We start from the raw sequence: 17,797 nt of genomic DNA on the forward strand, positions 1-17,797 counted from the left end.
ATTCATATCAAAAGCATGAGTGAACTCCTAGTCTATAAAGCCTCGGCAGGTTCAGGCAAAACCTTTACCCTTGCAGTGGAATACATAAAGTTGCTGGTACTGAATCCACGTGCCTACCGACAGATTCTCGCTGTTACCTTTACCAATAAGGCAACAGCAGAAATGAAGGAACGTATTCTCAGTCAGCTATACGGCATTCAGATCGGTGACAAAGATTCCGAGGCCTACCTGAACCGCATCAAAGAAGAAACAAAGAGGACAGAACAGGAAATACGGGAAGCCGCAGGAATCGCCCTCGGATATATGCTGCACGACTACAGTCGTTTCCGTGTAGAAACCATCGATTCTTTTTTCCAGTCCGTCATGCGCAATCTGGCTCGTGAGCTGGAACTCAGTCCGAATCTGAATATCGAACTGAACAATGCGGAAGTACTCAGTGATGCGGTGGACAGCATGATTGAGAAACTGGGTCCCACCTCTCCTGTCCTCGCATGGCTGTTAGACTACATCAACGAACGAATAGCTGATGACAAACGCTGGAATGTATCGGATGAAGTCAAAAATTTCGGGCGCAACATCTTCGACGAAGGATATATAGAAAAAGGTGAAGGTCTCCGCCAGCGCCTCCGCAATCCGGATACCATCAAAGAATACCGCAAGCAGCTGAAAGCTTTGGAAACAGAAATCCTGGAGCAAATGAAAGGATTCTATGACCAGTTTGAAGGAGAACTGGAAGGACACGCCCTTACCGCAGATGAACTAAAAAACGGTTCACGGGGAATCGGCAGCTATTTCCGTAAGCTGAACAATGGCATTCTAAGTAATGACATCCGCAATGCCACTGTAGAGAAATGCCTGGAAGATGCCAAACACTGGGCTACTAAAACATCTCCACGGTTTGCCGATATTATTGATCTTGCGAAATCCAGCCTGATGCAGATACTGGAGGATGCGGAGAAGCTGCGTTCTAAAAACAATCTCCTGCTAAATAGTTGCCGGCTTTCCCTGCAGCATCTCAACAAGGTACAGCTTCTCGCCAATATCGACGAAGAAGTGCGACAGCTGAACCATGACAACAACCGGTTCCTTTTATCAGATACCAATGCCCTGCTCCATCAACTGGTTAAGGACGGAGATTCCTCTTTCGTGTTCGAAAAGATAGGAACCAACATCCGCAATGTCATGATCGACGAGTTTCAAGACACCAGCCGGATGCAATGGGGAAATTTCAAACTGCTCCTGCTCGAAGGGCTTTCACAAGGAGCAGACAGCCTGATAGTAGGAGACGTCAAACAGTCCATCTACCGCTGGCGAAACGGTGACTGGGGAATCCTTAACGGTCTGAACGACCGCATCGAGCATTTCCCCATCAAGGTAAAGACCTTAGCCACCAACCGGAGAAGTGAGACCAATATCATCCGGTTCAACAACCAAATATTCACTGCTGCCGTAAATTACCTGAACGAAGTATACAAAAAACAGTTGGGCAAAGATTGCGATGATCTTCAGAAAGCCTATGCCGATGTGGTACAGGAATCTCCGCGAAGTGTACAGAAAGGATATGTCAAAGCCACTTTTCTGGAACCGGACGAAGCGCATGACTATACAGACCAGACGCTGATAAGTCTCGGTGAAGAAGTAGAGCATCTGCTTTCTTCCGGTGTACGGCTGAATGACATAGCTATCCTTGTACGCAAGAACAAAAGTATTCCCCGCATCGCGGACTACTTCGACAAAGAGTTACATTATAAAATTGTATCAGACGAAGCCTTCCGCCTCGATGCCTCTCTTGCCATCTGCATGATGATAGACGCACTGCGATTTCTATCCGACGAGAGCAATAAAATTGCACGGGCCCAACTGGCAATAGCCTATCAGAACGAAGTTCTGCAAAAGAATCTGGACTGGAACACCCTTCTGCTCCTTCCGATAGAAAACTATCTGCCGCCCGCATTTCTTGAAAAGCAGAAAGAACTCCGTCTTATGCCTCTCTACGAATTGCTGGAAGAACTATTCAGCATCTTCGAAATGAGTCACATTGAAGAACAGGATGCCTATCTGTTTGCCTTCTTCGATGCCGTAACGGATTATTTGCAAAGTAACTCCTCGGAGCTCGACGGTTTTATCCGCTACTGGGATGAGACGCTGTGCAGCAAAACCATTCCCAGCGGTGAAGTGGAAGGTATCCGAATCTTCTCCATCCACAAATCCAAAGGATTGGAATTTCATACAGTACTCCTTCCCTTCTGCGACTGGAAACTGGAGAATGAAACGAATAACCAACTGGTATGGTGTGCCCCTCAGGAAGCTCCGTTCAATGCCATGGATATCCTTCCCATCAATTACTCGACACAAATGGCCGAATCCATCTATGGGAACGATTATCTGCTGGAACGTCTTCAACTGTGGGTGGACAATCTCAACCTGCTTTATGTAGCCTTCACCCGTGCCGGAAAGAATCTGATCATCTGGAGCAAGAAAGGACAAAAAGGAACTATGTCCGAACTGTTGGCCAATACACTGCCTGTAGTTGCCCTCAAAGAAGGCCTCGACTGGGAGGAAGATTGCTATGAACAAGGAGAACTCTGTCCTTCGGAAGAAGAAAAAGCAAAAACTTCGACCAATAAACTGACTCAGAAGCCGGATAAGTTGCCTGTCCACATGGAGTCCATGCGTCATGAGATTGAATTCCGTCAATCCAACCGCTCCGCCGATTTCATTCAGGGGATCGAGGAAGAAGAATCGGATGACCGTTTCATTCATCGCGGACGTATGCTGCACACGCTATTTTCTGCCATAGAAACAGCAGAAGATATTGATCCGGCTATTGAGCGCCTCATTTTCGAAGGGGTCATCGCCAGCAGCGAAAAGGCCGAAGAAATACGGGAAGTAGCCCGAAAAGCATTCTCCTCCCCGGAGATTCAAGACTGGTATTCGGGGGAATGGACCCTGTTCAACGAATGTGCCATCATTTACAAAGAAAAAGGGGTGTTGCAAACCCGACGTCCCGACCGTGTAATGATGAAAGACGGTCAAGTAGTTGTAGTTGACTTCAAATTCGGTAAAGAGAACCTCCAATATAACAAACAGGTAAAAGGATATATGCAACTGCTTACTAAGATGGGATATAAAAATATCACCGGCTACCTGTGGTACGTAGATGAAGAGCTAATTGTAAAAGTGAAATAATGAAAGCCGCACCGCTCATAGGAATTAGTCGCCATAAGCTTGCTACTGATATACAGAGAACATCGGTTTACTTATAAAACACCTAACAATTGTCAGCCATGAAACGAGGAAAACAAAACTGCAAGATATTGAATGATATCCGCAGACAAAATGTTCAGGCAACAATAAACAAATATATAAGATAGAAAATATAGAACAAATATGCAATCATTTCTCCAACTAGTCGCTCATGATTTATATGCCAAGATAGGAAACGATCTGTCCCGTACAGTACTCGTCTTCCCTAACAAACGTGCCAACTTATTCTTCAACGAATATCTGGCAGGAGAATCCGACCAACCAATCTGGTCTCCTGCCGCAATGAGTATCAGCGACCTGTTCAGGAAGTTATCTGTACAGAAAGCGGGTGACCCTATCCGGTTGGTCTGCGAACTATATAAAGTATTCCGTGAAGAAACAGAAAGCCAGGAAACACTGGACGACTTCTATTTTTGGGGCGAGCTGCTGATCAGCGATTTCGACGATGTAGATAAAAACCTGGTAGATGCGGATAAGCTCTTCAGTAACTTGCAGGACCTGAAGAATCTGATGGACGATTATGAATTCCTTGATAAAGAGCAGGAAGAAGCGATTCAACAGTTCTTCCAAAACTTCTCTATCGAGCGTCGTACCGTACTCAAAGAGAAGTTTATCTCCCTTTGGGACAAACTGGGTACTATCTACCACCGCTACCGTGAGAACTTAGCGGAACTCGGAATAGCCTATGAAGGAATGCTATATCGCAATGTAATCGAGCAACTCGATACCACCCGACTGAAATACGACAAATATATTTTTGTCGGCTTCAACGTGCTCAACAAAGTAGAGACCAAGTTCTTTCAGCTATTACAAGATGCGGATAAAGCCATGTTCTACTGGGATTACGATCTCTTTTATACCAAGCAAATAGTCAAACACGAAGCCGGAGAATTCATCAACCGTAATCTGAAACTATTCCCGAATGAATTGCCCGAAAGTTGTTTCGACACTCTGCGGAAGCCGAAGAACATACGCTATATCTCCGCTTCTACCGAGAACGCGCAAGCCCGCTTTCTTCCGGAATGGGTACAAAGTACTCTTTCCACTGCCAACGAAGAAAAAGAGAACGCCGTAGTCCTCTGCAACGAAGCCCTGCTGCTTCCCGTACTCCACTCCATCCCGCAAGAAGTGAAAAACGTCAACATCACGATGGGTTTCCCGCTTGCACAAACTCCGGTATACAGCTTTATTAATGCCGCTATGGAATTACAAACGAACGGCTACCGTACCGCTACCGGACGTTTCACCTACGAAACCGTATCCGCTATACTGAAGCACCCATATACCCGTCAGCTATCCATCAACGCTGAACCTCTGGAACGGGAACTGACCAAGACTAACCGCTTCTACCCGCTCCCTTCGGAACTGAAAATGGATGATTTCCTGATCAAACTTTTCACTCCTCGAAGCGGCATCAAGGAACTATGCGACTACCTGACCGAATTAATCAAAGACATCTCCCTTCTCTATCGGGAAGAAAGCGAGTACAACGATATCTTCAACCAACTTTACCGGGAATCCCTCTTCAAGAGCTATACCACCATCAACCGTCTCTATAGCCTGATAGAAACTGGAGAGCTGAATGTACGCACCGACACACTAAGACGCCTGGTCAGCAAAGTGCTGACCGCCTCCAACATTCCTTTCCACGGTGAACCTGCCATTGGTATGCAAGTCATGGGAGTACTGGAAACCCGTAACCTTGACTTTCGCAATATCATCCTTCTCTCTCTCAACGAAGGACAATTGCCTAAATCAGGAGGTGATTCTTCCTTTATTCCCTATAACCTCCGGAAAGCTTTCGGTATGACCACCATCGAACACAAAAATGCGGTCTATGCCTATTATTTCTACCGACTGATACAACGGGCGGAAAACATCACCTTGCTTTACAACACTTCTTCCAATGGGCTGAACCGTGGAGAAGAATCCCGTTTCATGTTACAATTGCTTGTAGAAGGGCCTCACAAGATTACCCGCGAATATCTTGAAGCCGGACAATCTCCTCAAGGTACAACAGATATCAGCATAGAGAAAACTCCGGAAGTATTCGAACGACTTCGCTGCTCTTATGATTGTTCGAATCCCCAATCGTATATACTTTCTCCTTCAGCCCTCAACGCCTATCTCGATTGCCGGCTGAAATTCTATTACCGTTATGTAGCCAGACTAAAAGCACCGGACGAAGTCAGTGCGGAAATCGACTCCGCATTGTTCGGAACCATCTTCCACCTCTCCGCCCAATTAGCTTATACAGACCTGACCGCTAACAGGAAAATAATACAAAAAGAAGATTTGGAACGCTTGCTGCGCAACGAAGTCAAACTACAAAACTATGTTGACCTCGCTTTCAAGCAAGAGCTTTTCAAGGTTCCGGCAGACGAAAAGCCCGAATATAATGGCGTACAACTCATCAACTCCAAAGTAATCGTCTCCTATCTGAAACAACTGCTGAGGAATGACCTGCAATACGCCCCCTTCGAAATGGTCGCCATGGAAAAACCTGTTGCCGAAAAGATAACGATTCAGACCGGTCAAGGTCCGATCACCCTCCGATTGGGAGGAACCATCGATCGTATGGATGCCAAAGACACCACCCTGCGTATTGTAGACTATAAAACCGGAGGAAGCCCCAAGACGCCTGCCAACATCGAGCAACTGTTTACTCCGTCGGAAACGCGTCCCAACTATATCTTCCAGACTTTCCTGTATGCTGCCATTATGAGCCGGCAGCAGTCTCTGAAAGTAGCTCCTTCCCTTCTCTACATCCATCGGGCAGCCTCTGAAAGCTATTCGCCCGTCATTGAAATGGGAGAGCCACGCCAACCGAAGATTCCGGTCAACAACTTTGCCTTTTTTGAAGATGAATTCCGAGAACGTCTGCAAAGACTATTAAAAGAAATATTCGATGAGAATGAGCCTTTCACACAGACAGAAGATACAAAGAAATGTGCTTATTGTGATTTTAAAGCCATTTGTAAACGATAAAATGCTGAAAGAATAATTTATAACTATCAAACAAAACCTGTCCTGTTATTCTGAGCTGTCACTACTTCTCTTCTAAAGTAATGTGCTTAGAAAACAGGACAGGTTTTTATCTTATATCGAACTTATATTAGCTTTCCAACAACGGGATCGAGAAACTGAACGTAGAACCTTCTCCTTTCTTCGAAGTGAACCAGAGCTCACCTCCGTTCTTAGTAACAAAGTCCTTACAGAGCAGCAGTCCGAGTCCTGAACCTTCTTCATTATTTGTACCGAAAGTACTGAAATGCGTATCGGTATGCAACAATTTCTTCTGATTTTCTTCATCAATACCACACCCGCTATCCTTCACGCTAACTATCGCCATGCTATCTTCTTCTCTCAGTGATACCAAGACTTCCGATCCCTCGTTACTGAACTTGATTGCATTACTTATCAAGTTACGGATAACCGTCTTAATCATATCAATATCCGCACGTACTTCCATACGATCTTCAGGTATTTCCACAGCAATGTGGATATTCTTCAGCCCGGCTACCATTGTAAAGATCTCGCTCACTCCTTCCACTACTTCTACCATATCGATATTCTGGTAAACAACTTTCAGCTTACCAATCTGACTCTTCGTCCACTTCAATAAGTTGTCGAGTAAGGAAAATACATCCTCTGTTGTCTGATTGGCCATTGTCAGCAGTTCATACATTTCAGAGCCGATAGTTTCACTCGGTAAGTTCAGAATCAGCATATTGAGCACCATCTTAATAGAGCCCATAGGCGAACGCAGGTCGTGTGCAATCACAGAGTAGAGTTTATCACGTCCTATGATAGTCTTGCGCAACTCTTCTGTTTGTGCTATGATAATTCGTTTGGCTGCCACCAACGAGATCTGATGCGTTACACGAATAATCAGTTCCTCTTTATTAAACGGTTTGGAAATAAAATCGTTACCGCCCACCTGAAATCCTTTCACGATATCCGCCGTACTATTCAAAGCAGTAAGAAAGATCACTGGAATTTCGCTCATTTCTTCATCGGCCTTCATTTGCTGGGCTACTTCAAAACCGCTGATATCCGGCATCATCACATCCAGCAACACAAGATCAGGTTTTTCTTTCTTCACCTGCTCCAAAGCCTGAGTTCCATTGCCTGCTGTTACAATATTGAACTTCTCATTGGTCAGAAGCACCTTCAGCAGAAGGACATTTGAAATTACGTCGTCCACAATAAGGACCTTATATTCGGAAGGATTAATTTCCACATTCATATCATTCTATTTTTTATGTTACATCAGACATTTTTAAAATACTCAATCATACGCTTCAGCCCATCTTCCAGCTCGACGGTAGGCTGCCATCCTAGTTTCTCTTTTGCCAGTTTTATATCTGGCTGACGCTGTTTCGGATCATCGGTCGGCAGAGGTTTAAAAACTATCTTCGAAGTAGAGCCAGTCATCCGGATCACTCTTTCCGCCAATTCAAGAACCGGAAACTCATTCGGATTTCCAAGGTTCACCGGACCCGTAAAGTCATCTTCCGTATCCATCATCCGCACCATTCCTTCTATCAGGTCATCGATATACTGAAAACTGCGTGTCTGTTTCCCATCACCATATATCGTGATATCTTCATTATTCAGCGCCTGTATGATAAAGTTTGAGACCACACGACCATCATTAGGAAGCATTCTCGGACCATAAGTATTAAAGATACGAATGATCTTGATGCGAGTCTGATTCTGGCGGTAGTAATCCATAAACAAGGTTTCAGCACATCTCTTTCCTTCATCATAACATGAGCGATAACCTACCGGATTCACATTTCCCCAATAGCTTTCCGGCTGAGGATGAATAATTGGATCACCATACACTTCGCTAGTGGAGGCTTGCAGTATTTTGGCATCCAGTCTCATCGCCAGTCCGAGCATATTGATAGCCCCCATCACAGATGTTTTGGCAGTTTGAATCGGATCATGTTGGTAATGAATGGGTGACGCCGGACAAGCCAGATTGTAAATTTCATCCACTTCGGCAGAATAAGGATAAGTAACGTCGTGTCTTACAACTTCAAAATGATGATTTCCCATCAAATGCTTTATATTGTCCTTAGAACCTGTAAAGAAGTTATCCAAACATATAACGTCGTGTCCCTCATTTACAAGTCGAGTACAAAGATGCGAGCCTATAAATCCAGCCCCGCCACTTACCAATATTCTTTTCATCTTCTAATTTTAACTATTGTTTTTCAGAGAAGAGAACTTCCCCGTCTTGTTTATAGAGGCAAATGTAAACGATTTGCTCATAATATACAATTTTAAAGGTGGATATTTTTTAAGAAAAGCAAAAATAAAATAGTTTCAGTTTCCGAAACAACTTTCCTGTGTCAAGTGTTATTAATAGAAACAAACCACTAATTCAATAGGATTATGATAATGAATGAACTTAATACAAACCTGATAGAAGCGGCCAAAGAAAAGTTCCCTGCAAAAGGACAATTGGCAAATATATTAATGGATACCCTTTATATGGGTAAGGAAGCTATCTACCGGAGGCTGCGTGGCGAAGTCCCCTTTACATTTCAGGAAGCAGCCATTATTTCAAAAGAACTGGGGATATCCCTGGACAGAATTGCCGGAGTTAGCTTCAGCAACAATGCAATGTTCGATATCAATGTAGTAGATCATGGCAACCCCTTCGAAACTTACTATGATTTCCTCAACAAGCACGTCAAGTTATTCCATACGCTGCGGGAAGATCCGAATGCCTCATTAGGTACAGCCTCCAATGTAATTCCGCAGACACTATATCTGAAGCACGAACTTCTGGCCAAGTTCCGTTTCTTCAAGTGGATGTATCAGAATGAACATATTAAGTGCAAACATTTCGAAGAACTGGAGATTCCTCAAAAGATAATCAATGTCCAGCAAGATTTTGCGAAACTTTCGCATCATATTCATTCTACCGATTACATTTGGGACAGCATGGTTTTTCTTCATCTTATCAATGATATACAGTATTTTTCCGACATACATCTCATTTCAGACGAAATGAAGCAAAATCTGAAAGAAGAATTGCTAATACTTACAGATGAGTTGGAAAGGCTTGCTATAAAAGGAAAGACAGACTTTGGTAATGATGTGCATATTTATGTGTCACAAATCAACTTCGAGGCGACTTACAGTTATCTCGAGACAAGTACACTACAACTTAGTCTGATACGTGTTTATTCCATTAATTCACTCACTACACAGGACGTTCAGATGTTTCAAAGTCTGAAAGAATGGATTCAGTCATTAAAGAAATTCTCTACACTCATCTCAGAAAGTGGTGAGATGCAACGCATCCAATTCTTTAATCAACAGCGCGAAATCATTGATGCTCTATAGAGTTCTTCCTAATTTCGATAATCGAAACTAACTGAATTTTATAATTCCAAATCATGAAAGTAGACAAGCTTATTGCCTACTTTTTTCCATTATACGTTCTTTTTCTATCTCTATTCTATCAAATGAGAAAAAGCTCTTACTCTTCAGAACTGTTTTCCCACACAAAACTCTCGTTTACATGCCGTAATTTTGCATAGAATGTATCACATAAAGTATTAACGTATATAAAAGAGAACAAACAATGAAAAATGGTATTGTAAACGAGTTGATTACTGCAATGAAAGAACGGATCCCCAAAGGACAAAATCTTGCCAATTCTCTGGCAGACATCTTGTATATGGGTAAAGAAGCCGTCTATCGCAGACTACGGGGTGAAGTAGCTTTTACTATCGACGAAGTAGCCCTTCTGTCTAAAAAACTGGGGATTTCTATTGATCAGATTATAGGTAACCACCTTTCCAATAGAGTTACTTTTGATATGAACCTGCTGCATTCGCCCAACACTTTAGAAAGTTATTATGAGATTATCAGCCGTTATCAGCAGATATTCGATTATGTGAAAGGAGACGATACGACGGAAGTATATACAGCTTCCAATCTTCTTCCCTTCACACTTTATTCATCTTACGAATACATGTCTAAGTTCCGCCTTTGCCGATGGATTTATCAGAACGGGCAAATGAAAACACCGAACTCACTGGCAGAGATGCAGGTAGAAGACAGAATCGTGAAAGCACATAATAAGCTGAGTGAAAGTGTAAAGCAATGTCGGAAGACCTATTTTATCTGGGATAGCAACATCTTTCTTTCCTTTGTCAAAGAGATCAAGTATTTCGCAAGTCTGAATCTGATTACGGAAGACGACGTGGCACACCTGAAAGATGAACTCTACCAATTGCTTTCAGTCATGGAGACACTATCTGTTAAGGGAGAATTCAGTGAGGGGCGAAAAGTCTCTTTCTATCTCTCAAACATTGATTTCGAAGCGACTTACACCTACATAGAGAAACAAGACTACCAAGTCAGTTTGCTCCGGGTGTATTCCATCAATTCGATGGATTCGCAAAGTCCGCAAATCTGTCAGATACAGCGGAACTGGATTCAATCATTGAAACGACATTCCACACTAATTTCAGAAAGTGGAGAAGCCCAGCGTATCGAGTTCCTGCAAAAGCAACGTACAGTGATCGATACTCTCTAAAGTACAAACAGCCCGGATCATTATCGACCCGGGCTGTTCTCCCTTCAGGATATTACTATTTATCCTGTCCCACTAATAATAGTTCCCCACTATTCTTAGATCATTCTATTGATTCTCTTCCTGAATGCGATGCACCCATCCATTGACAACAATCTGTACAGCAAGCCATGATTCAGACAAGAAAAAGATTATATGATAGTTGCTCTGTCGATCCAGATATTCTTGTGTGCTCAGATTTTTACCCTCCGCATTGGTCATAGCAAGATAATCAATCAGATTTATATCGAACACTCTCTTTCCGGATGCTTTTTCAGTAAGCACCAAACGAGTTTTCCGGTCTTCCATCAGTCTCATTGTATTCATGTCTACATAGGCAGTCGCAGGATCCTTCTGTTCCATATAGTAAGGTCGGAAACTCAACACATCATCATCCAGTAATGAATTATCATGTCCCAGATGTCCATTAGATTCTATAATCTCATAGTCATAGTCATTCATATCCAGTGTCCAGCTGCCTGTATAAGACTGGAAGCCAAATCGTACGATTTTTGTATCTCTGATCAGATTTATCGTCTCAGTCTGGTGGACGGTCCCATCGAAGTTGACATTGATGACTTCACCATACCAGAGCGTTTCCATCCTTTTATTGATGATGAGAGAGGCTTCACGTTTTAGTTTCAATTTTAAATCCGTAAGAGTAGAGACACCAGGTGTCAATGAAGTGATATCATATGAATCACGTGCACCGGCCCATGCCATAAACTGATATTGTCCGACAGGAAGTTCAACTTCCATCAGATAATTGCCGGTAGACAATGCACTTCCCTCTTCAGCTTGTTTAAACAGATATTTCCCATTCTTATCAAATACATAAAGTTCTACTTTATCTACCTGAGCATGAAACGCATCCGCAAACTCCATGTTATAGTCATACTTGAACTTCACTGACAAGCGGCATTCCGGCAGGTCTTCATTAAAGCTGTCGCATGAAGCTACTATCCCGGAACTCATCAACAGAATACCTAAGGCAACGTAACATATAAGGCTTTTTAGATTCATATTTTCCTTTTTTTCAATTATATATAGAGGAAAAGAAATAATCTCTTTTCTCGTTATTTCCTAATTCAGAGGATAGAATACTTTATTGATTCCATCAAAAGTAATATCCCGAAATTTTAAAAAGTTTTCGGCAACTTTGAAAATATTGGGAGTAAAGTTGTGGGAGAGTTTCTCCCACAACTTTTATTTGAAAAATCTATTTCTATTACTAATTCCGAATTACATAATTTCCTCTTGAGTATACCAAGTCCAAGGATTAGGTATAATTTCAATAGACAACCAGCCTTCGTCACTCTCATCCGGCGTTCCTTCGTCCGGATCCGGAATAGCCGGATATCCTGGATTGTTAAACTTCTTAACATTGATATCGTAAACAGAGTTACGAACAACTCCAAATTCACCTAATTCATTTGTTACAGCACTGGTATCATCATGTTTGATCATAATTTTGTAGTAACTTACAGCACCTACATAATAAGTAAGACCTGTTACAGTTATAGCTCTGTCTTTAGCTGCAACATTTCCTACATTAGCTTTTGTTGCTTTAAAATCGTCAACAAGACTGGTAATAGCTGCAGCATCAGCTGTAGCAGGAAGGCTAATTTCACCTACACCAACAGCAGCTAAATATCTATTATACGCAGTAGTACGAGCAGTCGGGAAGGTAGTAGGCTCTTTATCAGCATATTTAGCTTTCAATTCTGCCTCAATCCACTCCATTAATGTAGCAAAAGTATAGAAGCCACCATTGATTAACATCCAGTCACCGACAAGTTTCGGATCTGTTTCCTGAGCTGTAGATGGAGTACCATCATTTGGCGCAGGTCTGCCATATTCAGACGGAATGAATTTAGCCTTCAACAGTACATGTGTAGTATAAGCATGTACATTATGAGTTGCAGTCTGCGTATTTTCAAGACAATATTCAGCAACTTTATTCACCGTAGTTGTAGGATCATTCCAAATTGAAGGAGCTGAAGTACTGGTATAAGCATTATAGTTAGCCAAAGCTTGAGTACTATAGTTAGGGTCAACTCTGTATGAACCGATCTTATACTGGTCAAACGGAGTAATACATGTACCACGAGCACCTAAAGGTTTATTAGCAGGAGTCTCATTCCAAGTCAACGTTCTCTTAGATACAGGGAAGAATGTCTTGTTAGTAGCATTCAACACCCATCCCGCATCCGAAATAGTTGCCTTTGCATCAGAATCAGCAGTAACATATACACGAACTTTTGATACAACACGGTCAATTCTGATAGATATTGGATTATTAGTAGCTGCTGTCTCAGTTGCATAAAGAGCCAAATCGACAGGAGCACCAAATGTTCCTGAAGCTTCATCTTCATCTGAAGGTTCTAACGAACCTTTGGCGTTAGACATCATAAATTTACCAGCAGTTGTCATAGAAGCCGAAGTATCGTCAAGAGCTGCATTTACTGTTGCATAAGTCGTTCCAACAGGCCATTTTTGATCTGTCTCACTAGCAGTCTTTGCTTCAAATTTAGGAGATGGATTCGCAATAATCAATATTCGTTTAGAAGTTGCAGGGACTTTAAAAGCCTTACCTGCAGCCCCACTAGGAATACCATTGGCATCAAGACCAGCTTCGTCATTATCCAATGTCAAGTCAGCAGTTACAGTTGCAGCATCCTCATTCGCATTTGCCGTAAAGAATATGGCACGCACTGTAGTGATTTTTGATTCGTCCTCTGTTGCAGCTTCCTGATTCGGGTTATGCAATCCACGAGTTTGTACCGGAGTCTTTACAGCTAATGCCACCCATGCGTCTCCTGTCGGGTCTGTCACCAATTGATTATCATCACCTGGATTCCCAGTCGGCACTAAATCTTCGTTACTACAAGCAGCAAAAGCCACAGCAGCAAAAGCTAACATAAGAAAATTCTTCTTTTTCATTGTTTTTACAAATTAATAAAAGCGTTTGTAACTAGTTTATTTATCTCTATTTTCTTTTTTTCTTTTCTATTTCAGCTGCATTCGTTTTTTTCTTAGCCAGTTCCTCCAAATTCTGTCCGGCAGCTTGCAGACCCGATTTGGCTGCGGCTTTCAAATATTCTTCCGCATGTTCATACTCTCCTTTTAATAACATTAATACACCCATAGCATTGCTATACTCAGGCAGCTGCTTATTGACATTTACCATATTCAGATAGCGTTCCGCAGATACTAAGTCATTACGCGAAAGAGCAGCAGCGGCAGCATTAATACTGGCGATCTCATCCTTCGGATACATCCGGACCGCAGTCTCGAACACATCGATGAATTCCTGAGAACCCTTCGGATAGCTGTTGGCAACCATAAACATTTCATTCAGGCTCAGATTCTGAGGACGTGTCTTTATGATCTCTTTCGCTTCGTCCAGATTAAAGTTCTTAATCTCATAATTCACCTTACAAATAGCCACACGAAGACTTGGGAATATATATTTCAACATATATCGATAAGGTACTCCGCCACGAAGCTGCATCAACTTAGCTTCCCTACCTTTTTCAACAGGGATATCATTGATAATATTCAGCGCTTCATCTTTATATTCAAAATCAATCGTATCCAGCGCCTTCACCAGTCCATCCCAGTTTTCACCACCAAAGATGATATAATACTGATTTCTCGAGAAATCGTATCTGGATGCCAGATAATCACGTAGCGCCATCGCACGTCCTTCGGACAGACGTTTGTTATTTGCCAGTGATCCTTCAGGTGAAGCATAGCCTACAATATCCAATTTGTTTACCTTGATACTAGGATCAGACTTCAATTCATCAATCATCGCACGGATCTTAGCCAGCTCCTTCGGGTTATTCATATATTCCGGACGAATATTAATCTTGTTCACCTCGAAGTCGAGGAAACATTCCGCCTGTATATCACGGCTCTTCACTTCTTCCGCTTTAGGCTGCAAATAGGCAAAGAAAGGTGTTACCACGTAAGGTACTAATATACGTTCCAGTTCAATATCCCCAAGTGGTTCCACATCCATCAGCTGAATTTCGCCGCAGCCGCATTCGTCGCGCTGTACGTCCACCCGGGCATCGTCCATCCACGATTCGTAAGGCAATATATATCTGTATCGAATCGTATCATTTCTTTTCTTGCTACCCTTTTCCACCACATAAGGTTTTTCGTAGCTATCCTTCTCCTTCGCACTCATCAATAAAAGCCAGCGTTCATACGCCAGGTATTCATTATGTCCCTTGATGGATACTTTCGGAAGATTGTAAGTATGTGCAGGAGCAACCAGTTGCGGAATAAAATCCACTCCGTGTGCCGATTTGACCTTTACATCCTCCAGAACGAAGTCAATATTTATATAAACCGATTTACCGCGCTGTTCCAACTGTACCGGTACTACAGAGATAACCCCGTCATAAGAGCGTGTCTGGGCAACTGCCGAATTTATATTCTGACATAAGATAGCCAATACACACACGATGAATTGTATACTTCCGTTCATCATTCTATTCTACTTTATTTAATTACGTAAATAAGTGACACACTCGCTTTGGTGGGACCGAAATAGTTTTTACTGCTGTCTTTCAGTTTGGTACCACACGCCCTGCACGGATATTTGTCATATACAATATGTGCATACCCCACTCCTACCGATGCTTCGATGCTCCAGCGTTTCTTCAGAATCCATGAATGACCGACGGAAACACCCCCGCCATACAGATATCCCTGATAGCGGCTGTTCTGCATATTCTCACTAATAAACGACCAGTCCGGGAACCCACCGACATTGAAGTCCGCATAATGTCCATGCACTCCGATGAACGTACGTCTGAACTTCTCACAAAACCAGTAGCGGACTTCCGGCTGTATTCCCCAATGGCGCAGACGTCTTCCGTTGTCCGGCTTCCAGGGATTATAGTTCACCGGAACGTCCAGCGTCCACTTACGTGCCAGTCCGAATTCCAGCCCGAGATTCATGGTAGTCGTAGCGTCATATAGAAGGTTGCTTTTAAGCGCAATTTTCTGAGCTTTACTCTCGATAAAACATCCGAGCACCAATACTATGAGTATACTAACTTTCTTCATTTATCTTACGTTTATTAATTACCCTTTTGAGTGATATCAATTTTGATACGCTTCACCGTACTTTCACCTGTATATAAACTACCGGGCATAATTGTTGTCAGATACACAATACCGTTTCTCGTTGTTGAAGCCGTATTAGGCATTATTTTAATATAGATATGCCCGTCTTCCACTATGATTTTATCCGTATCATTTCTGTCCACCATCGAAGATGGCAGTAATTTTATCCATTCCTTAGGATTGTCAGTACCATCTTCCACTTCCCCGGTAAGGCAATGATAATCCACCTCACCAGTCGTCGGAAACGGATAACTATTGGCAGGCATGTATTTAAGTATGGTACCGCCGGCATCAATAGCCGCTCTTCGTCTGATATGAACCTGTTTTTCCAAATTTCCAAGTTTTAATGTTATATATGCATTCACTTTATCTCTTCCCTCAAAACTCTGCCCCACTTCACTATACATCAGCCAGCTTTGTATCAATACACTGACCGGAGTGACACGTGGAGAAGTGCTTGCTACTATAGGCAATTTTCCGTCAGCGGGACTGCTTAGCGCAAACGAATTATCAGCTTCGGCCATATTGTCGGTTATTGTACGCGCATCCGGAAAAGCCTTTTCACAATCCGTTATCACTTTAAAAGCCTCATAAGTACTCGCATCATCCGGAGAATAAGCTATAAAGACAGAATTACTCACACCCAGATAATAATCATTGTTAGCTATAATCTCATAAGAATTACTGTCGTCCACTGTAATTTCAAAATCCAGATCCGTATTCGACGGTTTAGAAAGCTTTGCATCCGCTACGGTATCATACCCCCGTCCATGCACTTTCTTTATTGTAAAAGTATACGCATGATTCCGATATATATTCATATAGTTCAGATCCTTATCTACTATCGCCATTTTGTAATAATAGCTTTTGGTTTCATAAATTCCCTGAATGATCAGATATGTACTATAAGTCTGGGTATTGGTTTCATAGATATAAATAGGACTGTTTTCGGTACTTTGTTTATTGGTTATCGTTTCTGCTGACACCAAAGGCAACGAACATGAAGCATCGTATTGATAATTCGTCAAATTACCAGCATTGCCCATAATAGAAGCAGGGATAAGGTTATGCAACTGCCCCTGTCGCGGAACGTTTGCCACAGCAGACACTCCTTCCAGTTCAAAGTTCGATGCTTCATTAACAACCACGATTTTGGCAACCGCCCGAAGAAGCATCAACGAACTCCCGTCACTCTTTTCTATCTTCGTTGTATTATCCACCTTATCTACTTCCAGCAAATAACTCATCGGTATCGTCTCACCCACACCGCTGAACGGGATGCGGGCAGGAGAAGTACTTGCCGGCTCCGTCAGCAAGTTCGTACATGCAGTAGCCAGGGTAGTTGTTCCCTCGATCAACTTCTCAGTAAGTTGTGACTCATTGAAAACATATCCCGTAGAAGCATTTCCGTAATAAAACTGAGCCATCGGATTAGCTAATATCAGCAACTGGTACTTACTTCCATCAGTCCGCTTAGTTAAAAGGACATATCGCTTTCCTGCAAACTCGAAGGCCTGCACAGCTTCTACAAAAATAGCCCCTGTGCCACTCCCTCTGAACACGAGTACCCAGGGAGTCATTTCGACCGTATTTTCATCCCCTAGTGCCCTGGTCGAAGGCAGGCGGTATGAATTCGCCCGTGCAAAAATCTCAAGCCGTACCTTGTCTTCCGAAATATCTCCCGGATCATCCGGCTCTCCCGTCAACAATGTTTCATGCTCACAGGCGGATATCAGTAAGATGATCACCAGACCAAATATCTTCATTATATATTTCATCATA

The 17,797-nt window shown here is 42.6% G+C and carries 11 protein-coding genes; 4 read left to right on the forward strand and 7 right to left on the reverse strand.

The features are described 5' to 3' along the window. The first annotated feature begins 15 nt into the window (after window positions 1-15). Window positions 16-3,189 carry a UvrD-helicase domain-containing protein gene (locus NBH01_RS16715; RefSeq protein ID WP_008765840.1) on the forward strand — a complete coding sequence of 1,058 codons (3,174 nt, stop codon included), beginning with the start codon at window positions 16-18 and terminating at the stop codon, window positions 3,187-3,189. 201 nt (window positions 3,190-3,390) lie between these two features. Continuing rightward, the gene (locus NBH01_RS16720; RefSeq protein ID WP_225680601.1) at window positions 3,391-6,255 is read left to right on the forward strand and encodes a PD-(D/E)XK nuclease family protein; all 2,865 of its coding nucleotides are present in this window, start codon (window positions 3,391-3,393) and stop codon (window positions 6,253-6,255) included. A 127-nt stretch (window positions 6,256-6,382) separates the two neighbouring features. Here NBH01_RS16720 and NBH01_RS16725 read toward each other — a convergent pair whose 3' ends face one another. Together NBH01_RS16725 and NBH01_RS16730 are read right to left on the reverse strand one after the other, a co-directional pair. Then, window positions 6,383-7,516 carry a hybrid sensor histidine kinase/response regulator gene (locus tag NBH01_RS16725; RefSeq protein ID WP_008763530.1) on the reverse strand — a complete coding sequence of 378 codons (1,134 nt, stop codon included), beginning with the start codon at window positions 7,514-7,516 and terminating at the stop codon, window positions 6,383-6,385. A 23-nt stretch (window positions 7,517-7,539) separates the two neighbouring features. After that, complete coding sequence (locus tag NBH01_RS16730) at window positions 7,540-8,469, reverse strand: UDP-glucuronic acid decarboxylase family protein (protein WP_117860172.1); 930 nt, start codon at window positions 8,467-8,469, stop codon at window positions 7,540-7,542. Window positions 8,470-8,673: 204 nt separating this feature from the next. Between NBH01_RS16730 and NBH01_RS16735 the strand changes: the two genes are divergently transcribed. Both NBH01_RS16735 and NBH01_RS16740 read left to right on the forward strand, forming a co-directional pair. Beyond that, window positions 8,674-9,633: a hypothetical protein gene (locus NBH01_RS16735; RefSeq protein ID WP_008763528.1), complete on the forward strand. Its 960-nt coding sequence runs from the start codon at window positions 8,674-8,676 to the stop codon at window positions 9,631-9,633. 241 nt (window positions 9,634-9,874) lie between these two features. Then, entirely contained in the window at window positions 9,875-10,834 is a 960-nt protein-coding gene (locus NBH01_RS16740) for a helix-turn-helix domain-containing protein (protein ID WP_008763527.1), read from the forward strand. Window positions 10,835-10,939: 105 nt separating this feature from the next. Here NBH01_RS16740 and NBH01_RS16745 read toward each other — a convergent pair whose 3' ends face one another. The 5 genes from NBH01_RS16745 to NBH01_RS16765 all read right to left on the reverse strand — a co-directional run bounded on the left by NBH01_RS16745 (window position 10,940) and on the right by NBH01_RS16765 (window position 17,796). Then, the gene (locus NBH01_RS16745) at window positions 10,940-11,893 is read right to left on the reverse strand and encodes a FimB/Mfa2 family fimbrial subunit (RefSeq protein WP_008763526.1); all 954 of its coding nucleotides are present in this window, start codon (window positions 11,891-11,893) and stop codon (window positions 10,940-10,942) included. Window positions 11,894-12,112: 219 nt separating this feature from the next. Then, complete coding sequence (locus tag NBH01_RS16750; RefSeq protein ID WP_008765845.1) at window positions 12,113-13,813, reverse strand: Mfa1 family fimbria major subunit; 1,701 nt, start codon at window positions 13,811-13,813, stop codon at window positions 12,113-12,115. 46 nt (window positions 13,814-13,859) lie between these two features. Continuing rightward, window positions 13,860-15,374: a DUF3868 domain-containing protein gene (locus NBH01_RS16755; RefSeq protein ID WP_182423523.1), complete on the reverse strand. Its 1,515-nt coding sequence runs from the start codon at window positions 15,372-15,374 to the stop codon at window positions 13,860-13,862. An 11-nt stretch (window positions 15,375-15,385) separates the two neighbouring features. Next, window positions 15,386-15,955 (reverse strand): DUF3575 domain-containing protein, encoded by a 570-nt coding sequence (locus NBH01_RS16760; RefSeq protein ID WP_117577668.1) that lies wholly within the window; start codon window positions 15,953-15,955, stop codon window positions 15,386-15,388. Window positions 15,956-15,969: 14 nt separating this feature from the next. Next, the gene (locus NBH01_RS16765; protein ID WP_011107606.1) at window positions 15,970-17,796 is read right to left on the reverse strand and encodes a hypothetical protein; all 1,827 of its coding nucleotides are present in this window, start codon (window positions 17,794-17,796) and stop codon (window positions 15,970-15,972) included. Window position 17,797: the final 1 nt, after the last annotated feature.

This window comes from Bacteroides sp. B1-V-101 (assembly GCF_023656585.1).
In the GTDB taxonomy this organism is placed as follows: domain Bacteria; phylum Bacteroidota; class Bacteroidia; order Bacteroidales; family Bacteroidaceae; genus Bacteroides; species Bacteroides thetaiotaomicron.